The organism is Solidesulfovibrio sp. (assembly GCF_029978005.1).
Classification (GTDB): Bacteria; Desulfobacterota; Desulfovibrionia; order Desulfovibrionales; family Desulfovibrionaceae; genus Solidesulfovibrio.
In genome coordinates this window covers 41,491-59,077 of sequence record NZ_JARKOZ010000021.1, presented here as the reverse complement: position 1 = coordinate 59,077, position 17,587 = coordinate 41,491, and the positions used below count along the sequence as shown (strand labels likewise).

Sequence of the window (17,587 nt, the reverse complement as noted above, 5' to 3'; positions counted from 1 at the left end):
CGCAGGAGCGCCCGGCCCGTGGCCATGAAAAGCGCCGCCGACACGCCGTGGCCGGTGACGTCGCCGACCACCACGTCGGCATGGGCGGCGTCGTCCTGGGAAAATTCCAGGAAATCGAAATAGTCCCCGCCCGTTTCGTCGCAGTAGAGGCTTAAGGCCGCCACGTCGAGGCCGTCGACCGAAGGCGGCCGCCCCGGCAGCAGGTTCTGCTGCACCTCCATGGCCAGGGCCATGTCGTTTTTGAGCTTCACACGCTCCAGGAGCTGGGGGGCCATGTCGTTGAACGACCGGCCGAGTTCCCCGATCTCGTCTTTGCCGTGCGTCCTGACCCGGGCGGTGAAGTCGCCGGAGGCGATTTTCCTGGCCGCCGCGGCCAGTTCCATGACCGGCCGGGTGATGCTGGACGAGGCCGGCAGCGACACCGCCGCGGCCACCAGCACGGCCGCGGCCACGAACCAGCCGATGTGCCCGAGCATGCGCGAAACCGCGCCGAGCACCCTTTCCTCGGCCCGGCGGGCGTCGGCCACCACCACCTCGCGCGGCGCGGCCAGCACCACGGCCAGTTCCTTGGAACGGATGGGCGCGAAGGCGAACAGCGTGTCCTGGCCCCGGTAGGGCAGTCGTCGCACGCCCGGCCGGCCGGCCGTCAGGGCGTCGATGACCTCGCTTAACGCTTCGGCGTCGGACGAGTCGATCTTTTCGAGTTCCACCGGCGCGGCCCAGTCCCGGGACTTTTGGGCGTAGTCCCGGGTGGCGACCACGGTCAGCTCCGGCCGTCCGCCGGCGTCGCGGCCGGCGTAGGACACCACCATGGCCCTTGTGCTGTCGGTCCAGGCCTCGGACAGGTCGCTCTCCGGGAAAAGCGAGCCCATGGGGATGTCGCAGCCGGCCACGCCGAGGAGCCTGCCGTCTTTGTCGTGCAGGGCCAGGGCCATGGTGGCCATGACTTCCCGGGTGATGGCGTCGGTCATGATGTCCCAGGTGATGCCCTTGGAGCCGGCGGCGTTCTGGTACCAGGGCCGCCGTCTGGGATCGTAGTCCGGCGGGTAGCCGCCGTGGCCGGGGTAGGCGCAGTGCAGGCCCGTGGCCAGGCCCACGTAGCCGAAAAGCATGAGCTTTTTGTGCCGTTGGAAAAGGGTCTTGTAGAAGGGCAGCATGCCGGAGAGCGCCCGCATCTGCGGCAGGGCCGCTTCGCGCGTGAGCCCGGGGCTCAGGTGGAAGGCCAGTCCGTCGTAGGTGGCTCGGATGTCCGTGCCGGGCAGGTCCGTGAGGAGTTCCGGCATGAAGGCCGGGTTGTCGAACTCCGTGGCCAGGATGATCGGGCCGGTGGGCAGGGCCCCGGGCGGGGCCGAAAGGAGCAGTTCGGCCTCGCGGACCGTCAGCGAAAGCGAGGTTTCGAGCAGGTCCAGGGTGTCGGCGCAGGCTTCGCTCAGCATGTCGGCCGTCTGGACGAGTTCCTTGGAGGCGTTCTTGTCCAGGGCCACGGCCGCGGAGTGGGCCAGTTCGCGACCGAGCTCGCCGGTCTGCCGCCAGGCGTAAAGTCCGAGGGCGACCAGGGGGACGATGACCATGGTCAGGAGGAAGGCGAGAAATTTCGTTCGAATGCGCATGGGTTGATGCCTCGGGGGGCGGCGCGGCGGCCGTGCGTGATGTGGTGTCTGCATAGTCGCTGGGCTCCCGCCGGGCAAGTGGTGCTGGACCGTCCGGCAGGGGCCGCGTGAGGGCGACCCCTGTCGGAAGGAAGGCATGCCGCGGCATCGAGACGCCTACGGGCGTCTCGAAGGGCAACATGCTTGAATGACTATATTTTATGCCAAAGCCTCGACATGTTTCCAGGCAAGTGACACTAGGCCGAACCTCGGCGTCAGGTCAAGGCGCGAAGCCCGGGCGAGGCGTCCGGCCGTTTCCCCCAGGCCGTGCCGCCCGGGCGGCTTGCATTTTGGCGGGCTGCGGGTAAACCCCCTGCCATGCTGCACTGCAAGGAGGGGGTGTGATACCGGATTCGCCCCTTTTTCTGTACGGCTTCCTGCCGGCGGCGCTGGCGCTTTTTTACGTGTCCCCGGCGGGGCTGCGTTGCGGCGTGCTGCTGGCGGAAAGCCTGGCCTATTTCTTTCTGGCCGATGCCACGGGCCTGCCGGCCCTGGTCGGGGCGACGCTTGGCAACTACCTGCTCGGCCGCCTCGTCGGCGGCGCGGCCGGCCCGGCGCGGCGGCGCTGGCTGGCCGTGGGCGTGGCCGCCAACGTCGCCCTGCTGGCCTGGTACAAGTACGCCGCGTCCACCGCTCCGCTCGGGGTGTCGTTTTTCACCTTTTCGGCCATCGCCTATCTGGTCGACGTCGGGCGCGGCCGGGTCGCCGCCGAGGCGAACGGCTGGCGCTTCGCCGCGGCCATGGCCTTTTTCCCCAAGATCACCGCCGGCCCCATCGCCCGGTTCGGGCCGCTTCTGCCGGAGCTCGCCGCGCCGCGTCCAAGGCTTGAGGATTTTCGGGAAGGCGGCTGGCGGCTGGCCGTCGGCCTGGCCAAGAAGACCCTGGTGGCCGGGGCCCTGGCCCCGGTGGCCGACCACGCCTTCGGCCGGGCCGCCGGCCTGGACATGGCCACGGCCTGGCTGGGGCTCGTCTGCTACACCGCCCAGATCTACTACGACTTTTCCGGCTACACGGACATGGCTGTGGGCATCGGGCGCATGTTCGGGGCGCGGCTGCCGGAGAACTTCGACCATCCCTACATCGCCGCCAGCGTGCGCGAGTTCTGGCGGCGCTGGCACATGTCCCTGTCCACCTGGTTTCGCGACTACCTCTACATCCCCCTGGGCGGCGGCCGGGTGGCTCCCTGGCGCGTGCAGGCGAACCTCGTCGTGGTCTTCGCCCTGTGCGGCGTGTGGCACGGGGCCACCCTCAACTTCCTGGTCTGGGGCCTGTGGCACGGCCTGTTCCTGTCCCTGGAGCGCACCCGCCTGGGCGCGCTGCTCGATCGCGCTCCGACCGCGCTACGCCACGGCTATCTGCTGGCGGCGGTGATGCTCGGCTGGGTGCTGTTCCGGGCTTCGGACTTCGCCGTGTCGGGGGCGTATTTCAAGGCGCTTTTCTCGTTTTCGGCCGAAGGGTTCGACTACGTCTGGATGGTCGTGGCCACCCGCCAGCGCCTGGCCGCGCTGGCCGCGGCGGTGGTGTTCGCCATGCCGCTCGGGGAGCTGTGGGCGGGATTTTGCCGCCGTTTCGGCCGGGCCGGGGGAGCCGTCGCGGCCTGGGGCCGGCTGGCCGCCCTGGCCGGCCTTCTGGCCGCCTCGGCCATGGCTGTGGCCGCCGGCGACTACGCGCCCTTCATCTACGCGAGGTTCTAGCCATGGCCGCCCTTGCCGACAAATTGCAGCTCCTTGTCGTCATCGTCTTTCTGGCCGCGCCCTGCGCCCTGCCGCTCCTCGGGGTCTCCGGCGGCCGGCTGGCGGTGGAGAACCGGCCCCTGGCCCCGGTTCCGCCCCTGGCCGAGGCCGTTCAGGCCCCAGGCCGCTTCGGCCCGGACCTGGCCGCCCGCTTCCGCGACGCCGCGCCCTTTCGCGACCACCTCATCCGGGCCAACAACCGCTTGCGCCTGGCCCTTTTCGGGGAATCCCCGGTGCCGGGCGTGGTCGTCGGCCGGGACGGCTGGCTCTATTACAACCTGGAGCAGGCCCTGGACGACTACCTCAACGTCCTGCCCCTGTCCGAGGGCGACATGGCGGAGATGGTGCGCGTCCAGACGGCGCGGCGCGACTGGCTGGCCGCGCGCGGCATCGCCTATCTGATCGTTTTCGCGCCCAACAAGGAGCGCGTCTATCCCGAGCACCTGCCGCCGGGCATCCGGCCCTTGGGGGCCGCGTCGCGCCTGGCGCGGATCGTGCCCCGGCTGCGCGCCGCGGGCCTCGACGTCCTCGACCTGCGTGAGGCCGTGACGGCCGGCAAGGCGGCCGGGCGGGCCTACATGCTCACCGACACCCACTGGAACGGCTACGGCGGGCTGCTCGGCGCATCGGCCCTGGTGGCCGCCCTGGCCGGGCGTTTTCCGGCCCTGGAGCCCCTGGACCCGGCCGCCTATGCACTCGTGGAAACCGACCGTCCCGGCGGCGACCTGGCCGAGATGCTGCTTCTGCCCGACCGCTGGCGCGAACCCGACGTGTCGGCCCGGCCCCTGGGAGCGAGCCTGGCCCGGCCGGCCGCCCCGGGCGACTATCCCGATCCGGCCGACCATCCCGAACGCGAGCGGGCCGCCTACGAGACCGGCCGCAAGGACTGGCCCCGGGCGGTGTTTCTCCACGATTCCTTCGCCCGGGCCATGCAGGGCCATGCGGCCGAGCGCTTTTCCCGGTCGGTCTTCCTGTGGACCCATGCCCTCTCGCCCGACATCATCGAGAAGGAGCGGCCGGACGTGGTGGTTCTGGAGGTGGTCGAGCGCTACGTCTATGCTTTGCTGGTGGGAAACAGGGAGGGCGCGGCCACGCCCTGACGGGAGCCGGCCCGGCCGATTCCCCCCAGGCGGCCGCGATGGCCCGCCTTCACGAAAAGCGCCATCCGTGCCTGGCAGGCCGTCGCGCGGGCCAGGGGACGCGGCGGCGCTACTCTTCCTGCTTCAGATCGCGAAGGGTGGCCGAGTAGGCCGTGAACACGTGCTGGCGGCCGAGCATGCCGAGCACCGTGTCCGGCCGCTCGGCGTCCACCACGGGCAGTTGGCTCAGGTCCGTTTCGACGAAGAGCATCAGCGCGTCGTAGAGCGACATGTCCGGATGCACCACCACGGCCGGCCGCATGAGTTCCTTGACCAGCACCAGCTCGTGCAAACACTCCTCGAAGACCACGCAGCGCACGTCCTGGAGCGCCAGGATGCCGGTGAGCCTGCCGGCGGCGTTTTTCACCGGAAAGACCAATTCGCTGGTGGCCGAGATGATGTGGGCCAGGGCCTTCAGGGTGACGTTTTCCTCCAGGATGGTGGCCCGGCCCGGCGTGAACACGCTGGAAACGGGCACGGCCTCCAGGATGTTGTTGGTGGCGTCGGACACGTGGGCCGGGGAGGCGAACTTGTTTTCGACCTGGTTCTCGTAGAGGTGGACGCCGTCGCACAGGACCAGGGCCACGGCCGAGCAGAGCATGAGCGGCGCGAGCAGGCCGTAGCCCTGGGTGATCTCGCTGACCATGATCAGCGGCCCGATGGGGGCGTGGGCCACGCCGGCGAAGAAGGTGGCCATGCCGACCAGGGTGTAGCCGCCGGGCTGGGTGACGACCCCGGGCGAGAGCATGTGGCCGACCTGGCCCACCACGCCGCCGGCCGCGCCGCCGAGGAAAAGCGCCGGGGCGAACATGCCGCCGGACAGGCCCGAGCCCACGGTGAGCGAAGTGGCCAGCACCTTGCCGAAGAAGAGCCCGGCCAGGAAGCCGAGCCCGAGCTGGCCGTTGATGGAAAGCTCCAGCCAGCCGTAGCCGCCGCCCAGGAACTGGGGATAGCGCATGCCGAAAAGCCCCATGCACAGGCCCCCGACCACCATGGGCAGGGTGTAGCCGAAGCGGGCCTTGAGCCGGCCGAACACCTGGAACTTGAAGAAGAAGTAGGTGCGGATGAAAAACCGCGCCCCGAGCGAGACCACCACGGCCAGGGCCAGGTAGTAGGGCAGCTCCATGGGGTTTTCGAAGACGTAGCTCGGCGTGTCGAGGATGGCCTCGCCGCCGAAGAAGAACGAGAAGATGGTGTGGGCCACCACGGCCGAAACCACGGCCGGCAGCAGCGCCTCGGCCTCGAAATCCTCGGAGTAGAGCACCTCCACGGCGGTGATCGCGCCGCCGAGGGGGGCGCGGAATATCGCGCCAAGGCCCCCGGCCGCGCCGGCCAGCAGCAGGATGCGCCGCTGCCGGGCGGTCATGCGGAGCATCTGGGCCAGAAAGGAGCCCAGGCCCGCGCCGAGCTGGGAGATGGGGCCTTCCTGGCCGGCGCTGCCGCCCGAGGCGATGGTGGCGATGGCCGTCGCGCCCTTGAGCAGCGGCACGAGCGGCCGGATCACGCCGGCGTTTTTGTGGAAGGCCTTGATCATGGCGTCGGTGCCGTCGGTGGCCCCTTCCATGGCCTCGGGGATGCAGCGGGTGACGAGCAGGCCCGTGACCAGGCCCACGGCCGTGGTGAAGACCGGGATGAGCCACGGCCGGTAGGCCCCGGGCGCGGCCTGGACCAGGGACTCCCCGGCCGGGTGGGGCAGGGACAGGCCGGCCAGGCGCACCTGGAGCAGCACGGAGAGGTGTTCCAGGCCGAGGTAGAACAGGCAGGCCAAGAGGCCGGAGCCGACCCCGGCCGCCACGCCCAGGCCCAGCCAGCGCATGAGCCCCAGGCTCAGGAAGCGGCGCTTGAGGCGCAGCCAGAAGACGCGGGGGCCGCGGAAAAACGGCGGGGCCTGCCTTCGCGTGGGCTGCGCCGGGCTCATGGGCTCAGGGCCTTGCGTCCGGGGCGGCCAGGATCATCCGGCCAAGGCCTATGTCCTCGCGGATGCGGGCGGCCAGTTCGTCCGGGCCGGAGAATTTCTTTTCGGAGCGGATGCGCTGCACGAAGTGCACCCGGATGGGCTCGCCGTAGATCTTGCCCTTGAAGTCCAGGATGTGGGCCTCCACGGACATCTCGAACTCCCCGAAGGTGGGGTTTTTGCCGATGTTGGCCACGCCCGGCCGCACCACGCCTCCGACCTCGACCCAGACGGCGTAGACGCCGGTCGCGGGCACGAGCTCCTCGCGAAAGGCCAGGTTGGCGGTGGGAAAGCCGAGCTTGCGGCCGCGCTTGTGGCCGTGGGCCACGGTGCCGCGCACCTGGTGGAAGCGGCCGAGCAGGGGGCGCACGTCCCAGACGTTGCCCGAGAGCACCATGTCGCGGATGCGGGTGGAGGAGACCACCGCGCCGTTGATGATGACCGGGTCCAGGCGTTCGACGCCGAAGCCGTATTTCTGTCCCAGGGCCGAGAGCAGCTCGAAGTTGCCGCGCCTGCCCTTGCCGAAGGCGTAGTCGTAGCCGATGACGAGGTGCTTGAGGCAAAGCCCCTCGACGAGCACCTCCCGCACGAAGTCCTCGGGCTCGCGGCCGGCCAGCTCCCGGGTGAAGGGCAGCACCACGGCCACCTGCAGGCCCAGCGCCTCCATGCATTCGAGCTTGTGCTGGGTGCCGGTGATGGCCGGCGGGGCGGCCGCGCCGAGCAGCACCTTGCGGGGATGGGGATCGAAAGTCAGGGCGGCGCTGACCAGGGAGGCGGCGGCTGCCCGGTCGCGCACCCGGGCCAGGAGCTTGGCATGGCCCATGTGCACGCCGTCGAAATTGCCGATGGTCAGGCAGACGCCGGTAAGGGCTTCGTGGATGTCCGCGACGCGGGTGACGACAATCATGGAAGTTTGGCGCGGCGTGCGCGGGGAATCGGTCGGAGCCCGCCGCGACATCCTTGCTAGCGCAAATGCGAAGCGGCTTCAACCGGGGAGTCCGGGGGCGATTTCGGGAAAAATCGTCGTCGCGACAATTTTTCCTTGCCAAGGTCCGGGCCCTCGCTTATAAGCCTTTTTCTGCGCTGCCGAAGTGGTGGAATTGGTAGACACGCTAGGTTCAGGGTCTAGTCCTCGCAAGGGGGTGGGAGTTCGAGTCTCCCCTTCGGCACCAGAAAGATTTCAGCGGGTCAGCTAAGAAAAATCTTAGCTGACCCGCTTTCTTTTTGTCCCTCCCGATTTCTCTTCCCCTTTGGGAAATCCTCCTCGAGACGGCCATAGGCGGCGCGATTCTCGATCCTCGTGACGGCGGCCAGGTCCGGCAGGTCATGTGCGCCGCGCCGGCGGCCAGGCCGGTTCCTGCGCGGAACGTGCAGCCGCATCTCCTGAAATCGTTCCAAAGAGACATGGAGAAAGGATCCCGCTGGCGGAGAGTCGGCGGGATATTTCTTTTCGCTTTTTTCGTTCCTTGGTCGGCCAGTCGGAGCGATGGCGTGCTATCCATCCAATATAATACTATTTTTATTTTTTAAGCACAGCCCCGGCGCGACTTGCGCATCCATATGACGTTTGATACCATACTTAAAAGGTCGAGTTAGTGAGGTTAAAAATGCGCAGCCAAGGATTCCCCTCCCTGCCAATCGTCCCCCGCTTCTTGCTCGCCACGATCGGCATCGTCTTCCTGCTGACGATCCTGGCGGTCCCCCCTTCGCGGGCCGAGGTCTCGGAAGTCAGGATCGCCCAGCAGTTCGGCATCGGCTATCTGCCGTTCCATGTGATGAAGCACGAGCGGCTCCTCGAAAAAGAGGCGGCGCGCCTGGGCATCGACGATCTGAAGGTCGGCTGGGTCAATCTGGCCGGCGGCGCCGCGGCCAACGAGGCGCTGCTCTCCGGCAGCCTCGATTTCGTCTCGGGCGGCGTCGCGGCTTTCGTCACGCTGTGGGCCAAGACGCGCGGCAACCTGAACGTCAAGGGCGTGGCCGCCCTTGACGCCCTGCCCATCTACCTGGTCACCAACAACCCGAAGGTCGCGTCCCTGCGCGATCTTTCGGACAAGGACAAGATCGCCCTGCCGGCCATCAAGGTATCGATCCAGGCCGTCACCCTCCAGATGGCGGCGGAGCAGACTTTCGGAGAGGGCAAGCACGACGCCCTCGACCAATGGACGGTCACCTTGCGCCATCCCGATGCCTACGCGGCGCTGGTTTCCGGCAAGTCCGAGATCACCGGGCATTTCGGAGCTCCCCCGTACCAGGAGCAGGAACTGGCCCAGCCGGGCATGCGCCTCCTGGTCAACTCCTACGACGTCCTGGACGGGCCCACGACGTTCAATCTCGTCTGGACGACCCAGGCGTTCCATGACGCCAACCCCAAGGTGTACGCCGCCTTCCTCGCCGCCCTGCGCCAGGCCGTCGCCCTGATCAACGAGCGCCCGGACGCGGCGGCGGACATCTACCTGGCCGAGGACGATCTCAAGCTGGATCCCGCCTTCGTGCGCAAGCTCATCACCAGCCCGGAGGCGAAATTCACCACCACTCCGATAAACATCATGAAGTATGTCGACTTCATGAAGAAGACCAACGCCGTCAAGACATCCGCCCAGAGCTGGAAGGACGCTTTCTTCCCCGAGATCCACGGGGAGCCCGGGAGCTGAGATGGAAGCCATGCCGACGGGAACGCCCTTCGGGACCGTGGATGCGGGCCGTAAGCCGCCGTTGCTCCACGTCGAGGGGGCCACGCTGCAGTACAGGACGCACCGGCATCTGGTGACCGCGACCTATCGCGTGGGATTCGACGTCTTCGCCGCCGACCGCTTCATTCTCCTGGGGCCCTCGGGCTGCGGCAAGTCGACCCTCCTCAAGGCCATCGCCGGCTTCGTCAAGCCGGTGGAGGGCGGCATTTTCCTGCATGGCCGGCCGGTCGACCGGCCGGGACCGGACCGCATGATGGTCTTTCAGGAGTTCGACCAGCTGCTTCCCTGGAAGACCGTGCGCGACAACGTCGCCTTCCCCATGCTCTCCAGCCGCAAGTTCGGCCGGCGCGAGGCCCACGAGCGGGCGAAGCGCTACATCGACCTGGTCAACCTGGGGAAGTTCGCCGCCTCCTACCCGCACCAGCTGTCCGGGGGAATGAAGCAGCGGGTCGCCATCGCCCGTGCCATGGCCATGGAGCCGGACATCCTCCTGATGGACGAACCCTTCGCCTCCCTGGACGCCCTCACCAGACGGAAGATGCAGGACGAACTGCTCGCGATCTGGCGTCAGGTGCGCTGCACCATCGTCTTCGTCACCCATTCCATCGAGGAGGCCATTCTGCTCGGCAGCCGCATCCTCGTGCTTTCCCCCCATCCCGGCCGCGTCCGGGCGCTTTGGGAAACCGGGCGCGACCGGGGCGGCGAGGCGTCTTCCGAGGAATTCCGGGCCTTGCATGACGCGATCGAGGAAATCCTGTTCGGCGAAAGCCTCATGCAGGAAGGAGCGGGCATCTGATGGGCTACGATGTGGACGGAATCGCCGCGGCGCCGCAGCCGGAAGAATGGAAGGTCGTGCAGCGCCCCCTGCCTCTCGCCGTTCGATTGGCCGCCAACGGCGCGTTGCGGCGCGCGTTGATCCTGCTGGCGCTGGCCGGCCTCTGGCAGGGCTATGCCGCCTGGGCCGACAATCCCTTGATGTTTCCGAGCTTCGTCGAAACGGTCCAGGCCCTGTGGGCGGACGCCGTTTCGGGCGTCCTGATCGCCAAGACCGGGAACTCGCTTCGCGTGCTGTGCCTGGGATACGGCATCGCCGTCGGCCTCGCCGCCCTCATGGCCGGGCTGGCCATGACCGCCCGCCTGGGCGACGATCTGCTGTCGACGCTCACCGCCATGCTCAATCCGCTGCCGGCCATCGCGCTCCTGCCCCTGGCCCTGCTCTGGTTCGGGCTGGGCACGCCGTCGATCCTCTTCGTCATGGTCCATGCGGTGCTCTGGCCGCTGGCGCTCAACGCCCATGCCGGATTTTCCGGGGTGAGCGACATCCTGCGCATGGCCGGGCGCAACGCCGGGCTCAAGGGCCTGCCCTACATCGTCCATATCCTGATTCCCGCCGCCTTCCCGGCCATCCTGACCGGGCTCAAGGTCGGCTGGGCCTTCGCCTGGCGCACCTTGATCGCCGCCGAACTGGTGTTCGGCGTCAGTTCGCGTTCCGGCGGCCTGGGCTGGTACATCTTCGAGAACAAGAACCGCCTGGAAACAGCCAGCGTATTCGCCGGGTTGAGCACGGTCATCCTGATCGGGCTGCTGGTCGACGCGCTGCTGTTTCGCACCATCGAACGGCATACCGTGCGCAAATGGGGCATGCTGCGCTGAAGCGGCGCGAAACGGCAGGCCGCGGGGGCCGCCTCCGGCGTCCGCCGCCAGGGATTTATGGGTTCGCAGCCGCGTCCAGGGGATCGACGTGGAGCGTGAAGTCCTTAAGCCGCAGGCTCTCCAGGTTGCCGCCCGGGTACATGGGCGTGCGCGAGCCGCAATGGAGCGTGAAGCGCAGGCGCAGCCGGGCGTAGGGTTCGCGGCGATCGATGAAGAAGCAGGCGTCTCCCTCGCCGAGGGGCTTGTCCAGAAGGAACGCCTCCTGCCACGGCCCCTCGTCGAAGGCGTAGGACACGCCCAGGCGGTTGCCCTGGGCGGTGTCGGCGAATCCCAGAAAGATGCCGATGCGCTGGGGGACCGCCTCCGTGTTGGCAAAGACGAACTCCGCCCGCCCGGGCAGGTCGTTGGCCGTGGCCGTGAGCCCGCCGCCCCACAGGGGCAGGCTCGCCACGTTCTCCAGGGCGTAGGCCTCGGCGTACAGCGACGCCGGATCCAGCCTGACCAGGCGTCTGGCCGGCAGCGGCCCCAGAGGCTGCACGGGTTGGCGCTTGAACTCGAAAGAGTAGGTCCGCGTGCCGATGACCTCGGCGATGGCAGAGGGTTCGCCCATCTGGCGCAGGAATTCGCCTTCGTCCTTGGCCATGTGGCCGTAGCCGTCGCCGGCCACGAAATGGAGCGAGGCCTTGGCGGCGTCCGGCGTGAGGCTCGGCCGGCGGAGGCGTTCGGCGGCGTTCCCCAGACCCTCGGCGTACCAGAGCACGGCGTTGGCCAGGCCCTGGTCGGAGAAGACCACGCAGTCGCCGGGCTCCACGATACGGGCCAGCAGGCCGGCCAGGGACTTGTAGGGGCCGCTATGGCTGCCCACGGCGTAGAAGCGCTGGTGCAGGAAGACGGGGTAGGGCAGGGCCAGGGCCAGGCACAGCACGGCCGCGACCAGCGGTTGTCGCGTCACCAAGGGCAGGAACAGGGCCAGGCCGTTGGCGGCCAGGATCAGGGAGGCCGGCAGCAGCACCGTCAGATGCCAGGGATTGAAATAGGTGGTGAACCGCGTCGCGATCACCGCGCCGATGGGCAGCAGCGCGAAACCGGCCAGGACCAGGCAGGTCTTCCGGTCGGTGCGGTACAGCCTGGCCGCGCCGACCAGGGTGAGCAGCGTGACGGTCACGCGCGAGGCCATGTTGGGCAGATACCAGAAGGTTTCCCCGAGCCGGGCCGAGGAGATGGCGGCCATGGCGGCCAGGGACTGGACGCCGCCTGACGTGTTGAGATTGGCCCCTAACGCGCCGCTCAAAAACGGGCAGGTCGCGCCGACGGCGGCCGCCGCGCCCAGGGTGAACAGCGCCAGATTGCCCACGTCCCGGCCGCGCCGCCGCAGGCAGGCCAGGACGAGCAGCATGGCCCCTTCCGCGCCGATGACGAGAAGCGCCGTGAAATGGAGCAGGGAAAGCGCCAGGTTGGCCAGGCAAAGCCCGAGCATGGCCCACCAGCCCGCGCCCCGGGTCAGGGCGACGAAGGCCCAAAGCGACAGCAGGGCCAGGTCGAAGACCAGGGTGTAGGGCCGCACCTGGCGCGAGAGCAGCAGGTGCAGGGGGTTGACGGTCAGCAGCACGGCCGCGAAAAGCCCGGCGCTTCGCGAGATGCAGTCCTTGCCGACCTTGTACAGCAGGGCGACGCCGGCGATGCCGGCCAAAGCCGGGATCAGGCGAAGCGCCCAGTCTGCCCGGGAAACGGCCAGGACGCCCTTGATGACCAGATAGAAAAGCGGCGGGTGGATGTCGAGGGTCAGGGACCTCTCCACGATGGTGTCGAAAGGCAGCCGGGCCGTCATGGGCACGAGCGCCTCGTCCCACCACATGGAGGGCACGCCCAGATCGTACAGCCGCAGGCAGGCGGCGATGCCGACGATGCAGGTGAGGGCAAGGCGCAGGCTGGTTGCGGAAGCGGCGGCGACGTCGCGGCCGAGAGGCGAGCCCGGCGAGTCGGCCACGTCGCTGCAGGTCGGCTGCGTCATGGATGGAGCGGGTTGAAACATGAAACGCGGTATGGTTGCCGCATGAACGAGAAAGGGGAAGACATGGTCATATCTCTGTCCGCGGATCGGGAAAAACGTCTGTAGCGTCGCCTGCGCGTGCGGTGGCCTGCTTGCGGTCGCGAGCGCCGCAGGTCGCGATCAGGGGAGTCGCCTCTTGCAGGCATCAATGCAAGTATGATGCGTTTTTTTAGCAGAAATGTCCATCTGTCCGGGAGGGGTTCGTGAAGCGCGACTCTTGTCCCCTCGCTCTCTGTCGGTGCGTGGGGCTGGGCTGCAGAGAGGAAAATGCTGGACGGCGGGCGGACTAGGCCGTTTCCCAGCACGTTCCGTCGGCGGACGGCTTGACGGTGACGGTTTTCCTTGCGCCGCAGCGCCGGCAAAAGACTTCCAGCGTCACGGCCTCGCCAGACCTCGCGGCTTCCGAGGAACGCAGCGCTTCCACGTTGCAGAAGATGCAGTCGAATTCCGGTTGCGCCGCCAGGGGCGCGGGCTGCTTGAGCGCGAATGCCATGGATTCCCCCCTTGGGCCGCGTCGGGCCGGCGTCGGGTCATTGGTCGAGGACGTGCTTGTCCAGGACGAAGCAGGTGAAAGCGCCGGTAAAGATGGTCGTTGCCTCCCGGCGGACGGTAACGTTCACGCGGCGTTTGCGGCCGGCATCGGTTTCGGCCACGGCCTCGGCCTCGATGGTCTCGCCCACGGTCGCCGGGGCCAGGAAACGAACCTCGGCCGCGCCGAGGACCACCAGAGGATCGTTGACCGCCAGCATGGCCGCGTAATCGGCCAGGCCGAAGAGGAAGCCGCCGTGCACGAGCCCGCGCGCGTCCACGGCCATGGCCGGGATCAGGGGCAGGCGCACGAGGGCCCGCCTCGGCGACAGGGAGACGGGCCGGCCGCAAAGGCTCGGGTCGATGCCGAGGTGGGTGGCTGGCTGCATGGGAAACTCCTTGCCTCTACCATGCCAAAAGCGGCGGAGCGGGGCAACGCGGCGGGCCCGGAAAATGCGAAGGCCGCCTCCGTTTCCGGCGGCGGCCCAGGCATGTTGCGCGATGGCTCGGTCGAGACAGGCGCGTGGTTCAGCTCCCGCCGCCAATCTGGGTGGTGATGTTGTCGAACACGTCGCTCAAGGTCTTTCCCAGGGTGGTGACGACGCCGACGATGACGGCGGCGATGAGCGCGGCCATGAGCCCGTATTCGACGGCGGTGGCCCCTTCCTCGTCACGAACGAAATTGGTGATGGTGCGCAGCATGGTCTTTCTCCCCTTCGAAATATGTTGGTGGTCGTTGCTTCCGTTGCCGATCTTGATTCAAAGAAAAGCAGGGGCCGTGCCAAATGGAACGGTAACGACAACAATATGAAAATACTGGGGAAGTGAAATCCGCCTTAGCCCACGTTCGACGGATCGTGGAATGCGGGGAAGCCGTTCCCGGATGCGTGGAACCCGCGGCGTCAGGGCAGGGAGGAAAGGCTCGCGCCGAGCAGGCCGAAACGCTTCGGCGAATCGGCCTGGGGCGGCAGGGCCCGAAACGTCAGGCGGGATTCGCCGGGCGGCAGGGCCAGTTCCAGGACGACCGGCGTGTCCGGCCCGTCCGAGGCGATCTCCCGGGAAAGGCCCGGCCCGGACACGGCCAGGCGCACCGGGGAAAGGGCGATGAGCGAGAAGGCCAGGCGGACGGGCAAGGGCGCGTCGCCCGCCTGGCGCAGGCGCAGCTCGCCGGCCTCGCCGGCCCAGACGATGTCGCCGGTGATGGCCCGCTCGGGTGCGGAAAAGCCCGGGCCGAAGCGCAGGAGCGCCCGGGACGGCTCGCTTGGGGCCACGCTCCCGGCCGGGACCAGGGCCACGCAATCCGTGGCGATGCCGCCGCTCCTCGATTCAAGGGCCGTTTCGGCCAGTCCCCGGCGGCCCACGGTGTTGGCCGGGGTCAGACGCAATCGGCCGCCGTCCGTGTAGAGCGCGTCGTAGTATCGGTTGCCGGCGTCGAGCACGAGGTCCGCCCGGTCGGCCAGGAGGGTGGGCGCGTCCGGGCGCGGGGCGTAGGGATCGGCCTGCGGCGGCCCCAGGCGCGCCGCCCGGGCCAGGAGCACGGCCGTGACCCGGCCGTCCGGGGCGGGCAGGCGGCGCAGGGCGAAGACCGGCCGGTCCGCCGGCAGGGGGGCTGGGGCGGTGGCGGCCACGTCCAGCCGCTTGCCCGTGCGGTGGAGAAACCAGGCCTCCCAGTAGCCTTCCCGGGGTTTTTCCTCGCGCACCGCCGCGAAAAGGTCGGGCGCGACGAGCAGCGCCCCGTCCGGCACGGCGTCGAAGGCCGGACTTCGCACGGCCAGCATGGCGGCGCGCCAACGCCCGGCCGCCGCAACCTTGCTTTCCCGTACCGAGGCGTTGACCGAGGCCGTCACCAGGGTCGCGCCGGCCACGGCCACGGCCAGCCCGCCGGCCAGCATCGCCCGCAGGACCGGCCGGCCGGCCAGCCGGCCGCAGGCCAGCAGGGCCAGGCCGGCCAGTCCCACGGCCGCGGCGTAGCCGGAAAAGCTCGAGGTCACGTACCAGGCGAGCCCGCTTCGGGCCGGTTCCTGATACTTGGCCGACAGGGCGATGAGGAGGTTGGGGCACACGAAGGCGTAGGCGACCATGAGCGCCGGGAAAAGGCGCAAGCGCGGGGCCGGCGATCTTCCGCCGCGCAGCAGGCGGTAGGTCAGGCCGCCGGCGAGCAGGGCCAGGGCGATCCAGGACGGGGCCAGGCGCGGCCAGTGCGCCGCCAGTTGCCGCAGGTAGGCGGGCAGATCCAGGACCAGGGCGGCGGCGACCGTCGGGAAGCGGTTGACGTCGTCGCGGGCCAGGGGAAAGGCCCCCAGGGGCAGGGCGGACCGGCTGTAGGCCCAGACGGTGCGCACGATGGCGACCGGGTCGGACAGGGCCAGGGCGTTGCCCGCGTACTGGGTCGGGTGCAGGGCCCGGTAGGCCAGGCTGACGGCGACGAAGGCGGCGAAGCCCAGGCAGGAGGCGGCGAGAAGGCTTGGCCGGGCGCGGGGCGTGCCCCGCCCGGCGAGCCAAAGCGCGGCGAGGCACAGGGGCGCGTAGGCGAGAAAAGCCTCGAAATGGCAGCAGGCGGCGAAGGAGATGATGACGGCCGCGGCCAGAAAGCCCTTGGGGCCGCCCCGGCCGAAGCGCCACAGGCACCAGGCGGCCAGCGTCAGGCAGAGGAGCCCGGAGTCGAAGACCAGCGGATAGGCCGTGAGGATGTTGTGGTGCCAGTTGTCCTGGTACAGGACCAGGGCGAGGAGCGTGGCCAGGGCCCCGAGGCCGGGTGCGCCGGCCATGCGTCCGGCCGCGAGGCAGAAGCCGGCCAGGGCGGCCAGGAACACCGGCAGGGACAGGGCCTTGCGGGCGGCGGGAGCGTCCAGGAAGTAGGGCAGCGAGGTCAGCCCCACGTGGACGTAGTGGTGGAAACGGCCCGAGCCCGTGGCCAGTTCGTCGAGCAGCGCGGGCAGGCGGCCGCCGATGACGTGCTGTTCGTAATAGAGGTCGTCGCTCGTGGCCGGCCCGGCTTGCAGATAGCCCCAAAGGACGAGGACGGCCGCGACGGCCAGACACAGGGCCGTGAAGTACCGGTCGGCGTGGGGCCGTTGCGGGGATGCGGCGCGGCCGGCGGCGTGGGGGCCTCGGGATGGCGGCATGGGTGCGGACGATAAGCTCGTGACCGGCCGGACCGTCACGGCCGCGGCGTAGCCTCGGCCGCCAGCACCTCGGGGTTGAGGCAGGTGGGAGGCGTGTCCCCGGCCAGCATGGCGAGCAGGTTTCGCGCCGCCAGCACGGCCATGCCGTCGCGGGCCGTCTGCGTGGCCGAGCCGGTGTGGGGGGTGACGACGACGTTTTGCAGGGCGGCCAGGCCCTCGGCCAGGCGCGGCTCGAATTCGTAGACGTCCAGGCCCGCGCCGGCCAGGCGGCCCTCTTTCAGGGCCGCGACCAGGGCGGCCTCGTCGATGATGGGGCCGCGGCCGGTGTTGACGAGGATGGCCGTGGGCTTCATGCGGGCAAACGCGGCGGCGTCGAAGGCGTGGCGCGTTTCGGGGGTGAGCGGCGCGTGGATGCTCACCACGTCGGCGGTGGCCAGAAATTCCTCGAAGGGGAGCTTTTGGGCCCCGAACTCCTCGTCCAGGGCGGCGTTTCGCCGCCGGCCGCCGGTGTAGACCACGGGCATGGAGAACCCGCGCGACATGCGGGCCATGGCCGTGCCGATGCGGCCCGGCCCGAAGATGCCGAGCGTCTTGCCGGTGATCTCCTGGCCGATGAACTGCAGCGGCCCCCAGCCCGGCCATTTGCCCGAGCGCATGACCGCGTCCGAGGGCACGACGTGGCGGGCCACGGCCAGGACGAGCGCCCAGGCGAGCTCGGCCGTGGCGACGGTGAGCACGTCCGGGGTGTTGGACACGGGAAGGCCCCGCCGGGTGGCCTCGGGCACGTCGATGTTGTCGTAGCCCACGGCGTAGTTGGCGTAACCGCGAAGCCGCGGGGCGGCGTCGAAGAAACCGGCGTCGATGCGGTCGGTGAGCAGCCCGACGGCCCCGTCGGCGTCGGCGGCCCGGGCGAGGAGCTCCTCGCGCGTAAGCGGCCTGTCCTCGGGGTTGACCCACACCTGGCACGACCGGCGCAAAAGGGCCAGTCCGGCCTCGGGAATCCGCCGCGTCACCACGACCTTGGGGCGCTCGCCCATGACGACCTCCTGGGGCTGTGCGTAAAGCC

The 17,587-nt window shown here is 69.2% G+C and carries 14 protein-coding genes and 1 tRNA gene; 6 read left to right on the top strand and 9 right to left on the bottom strand.

Going from position 1 to position 17,587, the window contains the following annotated elements:
• Positions 1-1,610 (bottom strand): HAMP domain-containing protein (locus Q1K70_RS02395; protein ID WP_300155235.1); only part of this gene is annotated, 1,610 nt, incomplete at its 3' end.
• Between the two features lie 380 nt (positions 1,611-1,990).
• On the opposite strand from Q1K70_RS02395, the gene Q1K70_RS02390 reads away from it, so the two are divergent.
• Both Q1K70_RS02390 and Q1K70_RS02385 read left to right on the top strand, forming a co-directional pair.
• Positions 1,991-3,343 (top strand): MBOAT family O-acyltransferase, encoded by a 1,353-nt coding sequence (locus Q1K70_RS02390; RefSeq protein WP_300155231.1) that lies wholly within the window; start codon positions 1,991-1,993, stop codon positions 3,341-3,343.
• Positions 3,344-3,345: 2 nt separating this feature from the next.
• Positions 3,346-4,482: a hypothetical protein gene (locus Q1K70_RS02385; RefSeq protein ID WP_300155229.1), complete on the top strand. Its 1,137-nt coding sequence runs from the start codon at positions 3,346-3,348 to the stop codon at positions 4,480-4,482.
• A 109-nt stretch (positions 4,483-4,591) separates the two neighbouring features.
• Here the strand turns inward: Q1K70_RS02385 and Q1K70_RS02380 are convergent, their stop codons facing one another.
• Positions 4,592-6,439 carry a chloride channel protein gene (locus tag Q1K70_RS02380; protein ID WP_300155226.1) on the bottom strand — a complete coding sequence of 616 codons (1,848 nt, stop codon included), beginning with the start codon at positions 6,437-6,439 and terminating at the stop codon, positions 4,592-4,594.
• A gap of 4 nt (positions 6,440-6,443) precedes the next feature.
• Positions 6,444-7,382 (bottom strand): bifunctional riboflavin kinase/FAD synthetase, encoded by a 939-nt coding sequence (locus Q1K70_RS02375; protein ID WP_300155223.1) that lies wholly within the window; start codon positions 7,380-7,382, stop codon positions 6,444-6,446.
• 178 nt (positions 7,383-7,560) lie between these two features.
• On the opposite strand from Q1K70_RS02375, the gene Q1K70_RS02370 reads away from it, so the two are divergent.
• The 4 genes from Q1K70_RS02370 (at position 7,561) to Q1K70_RS02355 (ending at position 10,818) form a co-directional block, all read left to right on the top strand.
• Positions 7,561-7,647: transfer RNA gene (locus Q1K70_RS02370), tRNA-Leu, on the top strand.
• 435 nt (positions 7,648-8,082) lie between these two features.
• Positions 8,083-9,126 carry an ABC transporter substrate-binding protein gene (locus Q1K70_RS02365; RefSeq protein ID WP_300155220.1) on the top strand — a complete coding sequence of 348 codons (1,044 nt, stop codon included), beginning with the start codon at positions 8,083-8,085 and terminating at the stop codon, positions 9,124-9,126.
• A gap of 1 nt (position 9,127) precedes the next feature.
• Positions 9,128-9,961 carry an ABC transporter ATP-binding protein gene (locus tag Q1K70_RS02360; RefSeq protein ID WP_300155217.1) on the top strand — a complete coding sequence of 278 codons (834 nt, stop codon included), beginning with the start codon at positions 9,128-9,130 and terminating at the stop codon, positions 9,959-9,961.
• Positions 9,961-10,818, top strand: a complete 858-nt coding sequence (locus Q1K70_RS02355) for an ABC transporter permease subunit (protein ID WP_300155214.1) — start codon at positions 9,961-9,963, stop codon at positions 10,816-10,818. Before Q1K70_RS02360 ends, Q1K70_RS02355 begins: the two co-directional genes overlap by 1 nt.
• A 55-nt stretch (positions 10,819-10,873) precedes the next feature.
• Here the strand turns inward: Q1K70_RS02355 and Q1K70_RS02350 are convergent, their stop codons facing one another.
• The 6 genes from Q1K70_RS02350 to Q1K70_RS02325 form a co-directional block, all read right to left on the bottom strand.
• Entirely contained in the window at positions 10,874-12,829 is a 1,956-nt protein-coding gene (locus Q1K70_RS02350; RefSeq protein ID WP_300155211.1) for a glycosyltransferase family 39 protein, read from the bottom strand.
• Between the two features lie 325 nt (positions 12,830-13,154).
• Positions 13,155-13,361: a hypothetical protein gene (locus Q1K70_RS02345; protein WP_300155208.1), complete on the bottom strand. Its 207-nt coding sequence runs from the start codon at positions 13,359-13,361 to the stop codon at positions 13,155-13,157.
• A gap of 37 nt (positions 13,362-13,398) precedes the next feature.
• A complete protein-coding gene (locus Q1K70_RS02340) occupies positions 13,399-13,785 on the bottom strand; it encodes a PaaI family thioesterase (protein ID WP_300155205.1) in 387 nt (128 codons plus the stop codon).
• Between the two features lie 139 nt (positions 13,786-13,924).
• A complete protein-coding gene (locus tag Q1K70_RS02335) occupies positions 13,925-14,098 on the bottom strand; it encodes a Flp family type IVb pilin (RefSeq protein ID WP_300155202.1) in 174 nt (57 codons plus the stop codon).
• 200 nt (positions 14,099-14,298) lie between these two features.
• Positions 14,299-16,521, bottom strand: a complete 2,223-nt coding sequence (locus tag Q1K70_RS02330) for a hypothetical protein (RefSeq protein WP_300155199.1) — start codon at positions 16,519-16,521, stop codon at positions 14,299-14,301.
• Positions 16,522-16,556: 35 nt separating this feature from the next.
• On the bottom strand, positions 16,557-17,558 hold the full coding sequence (locus Q1K70_RS02325) for a D-glycerate dehydrogenase (RefSeq protein WP_300155196.1): 1,002 nt from the start codon (positions 17,556-17,558) through the stop codon (positions 16,557-16,559).
• Between the last annotated feature and the right edge of the window lie 29 nt (positions 17,559-17,587).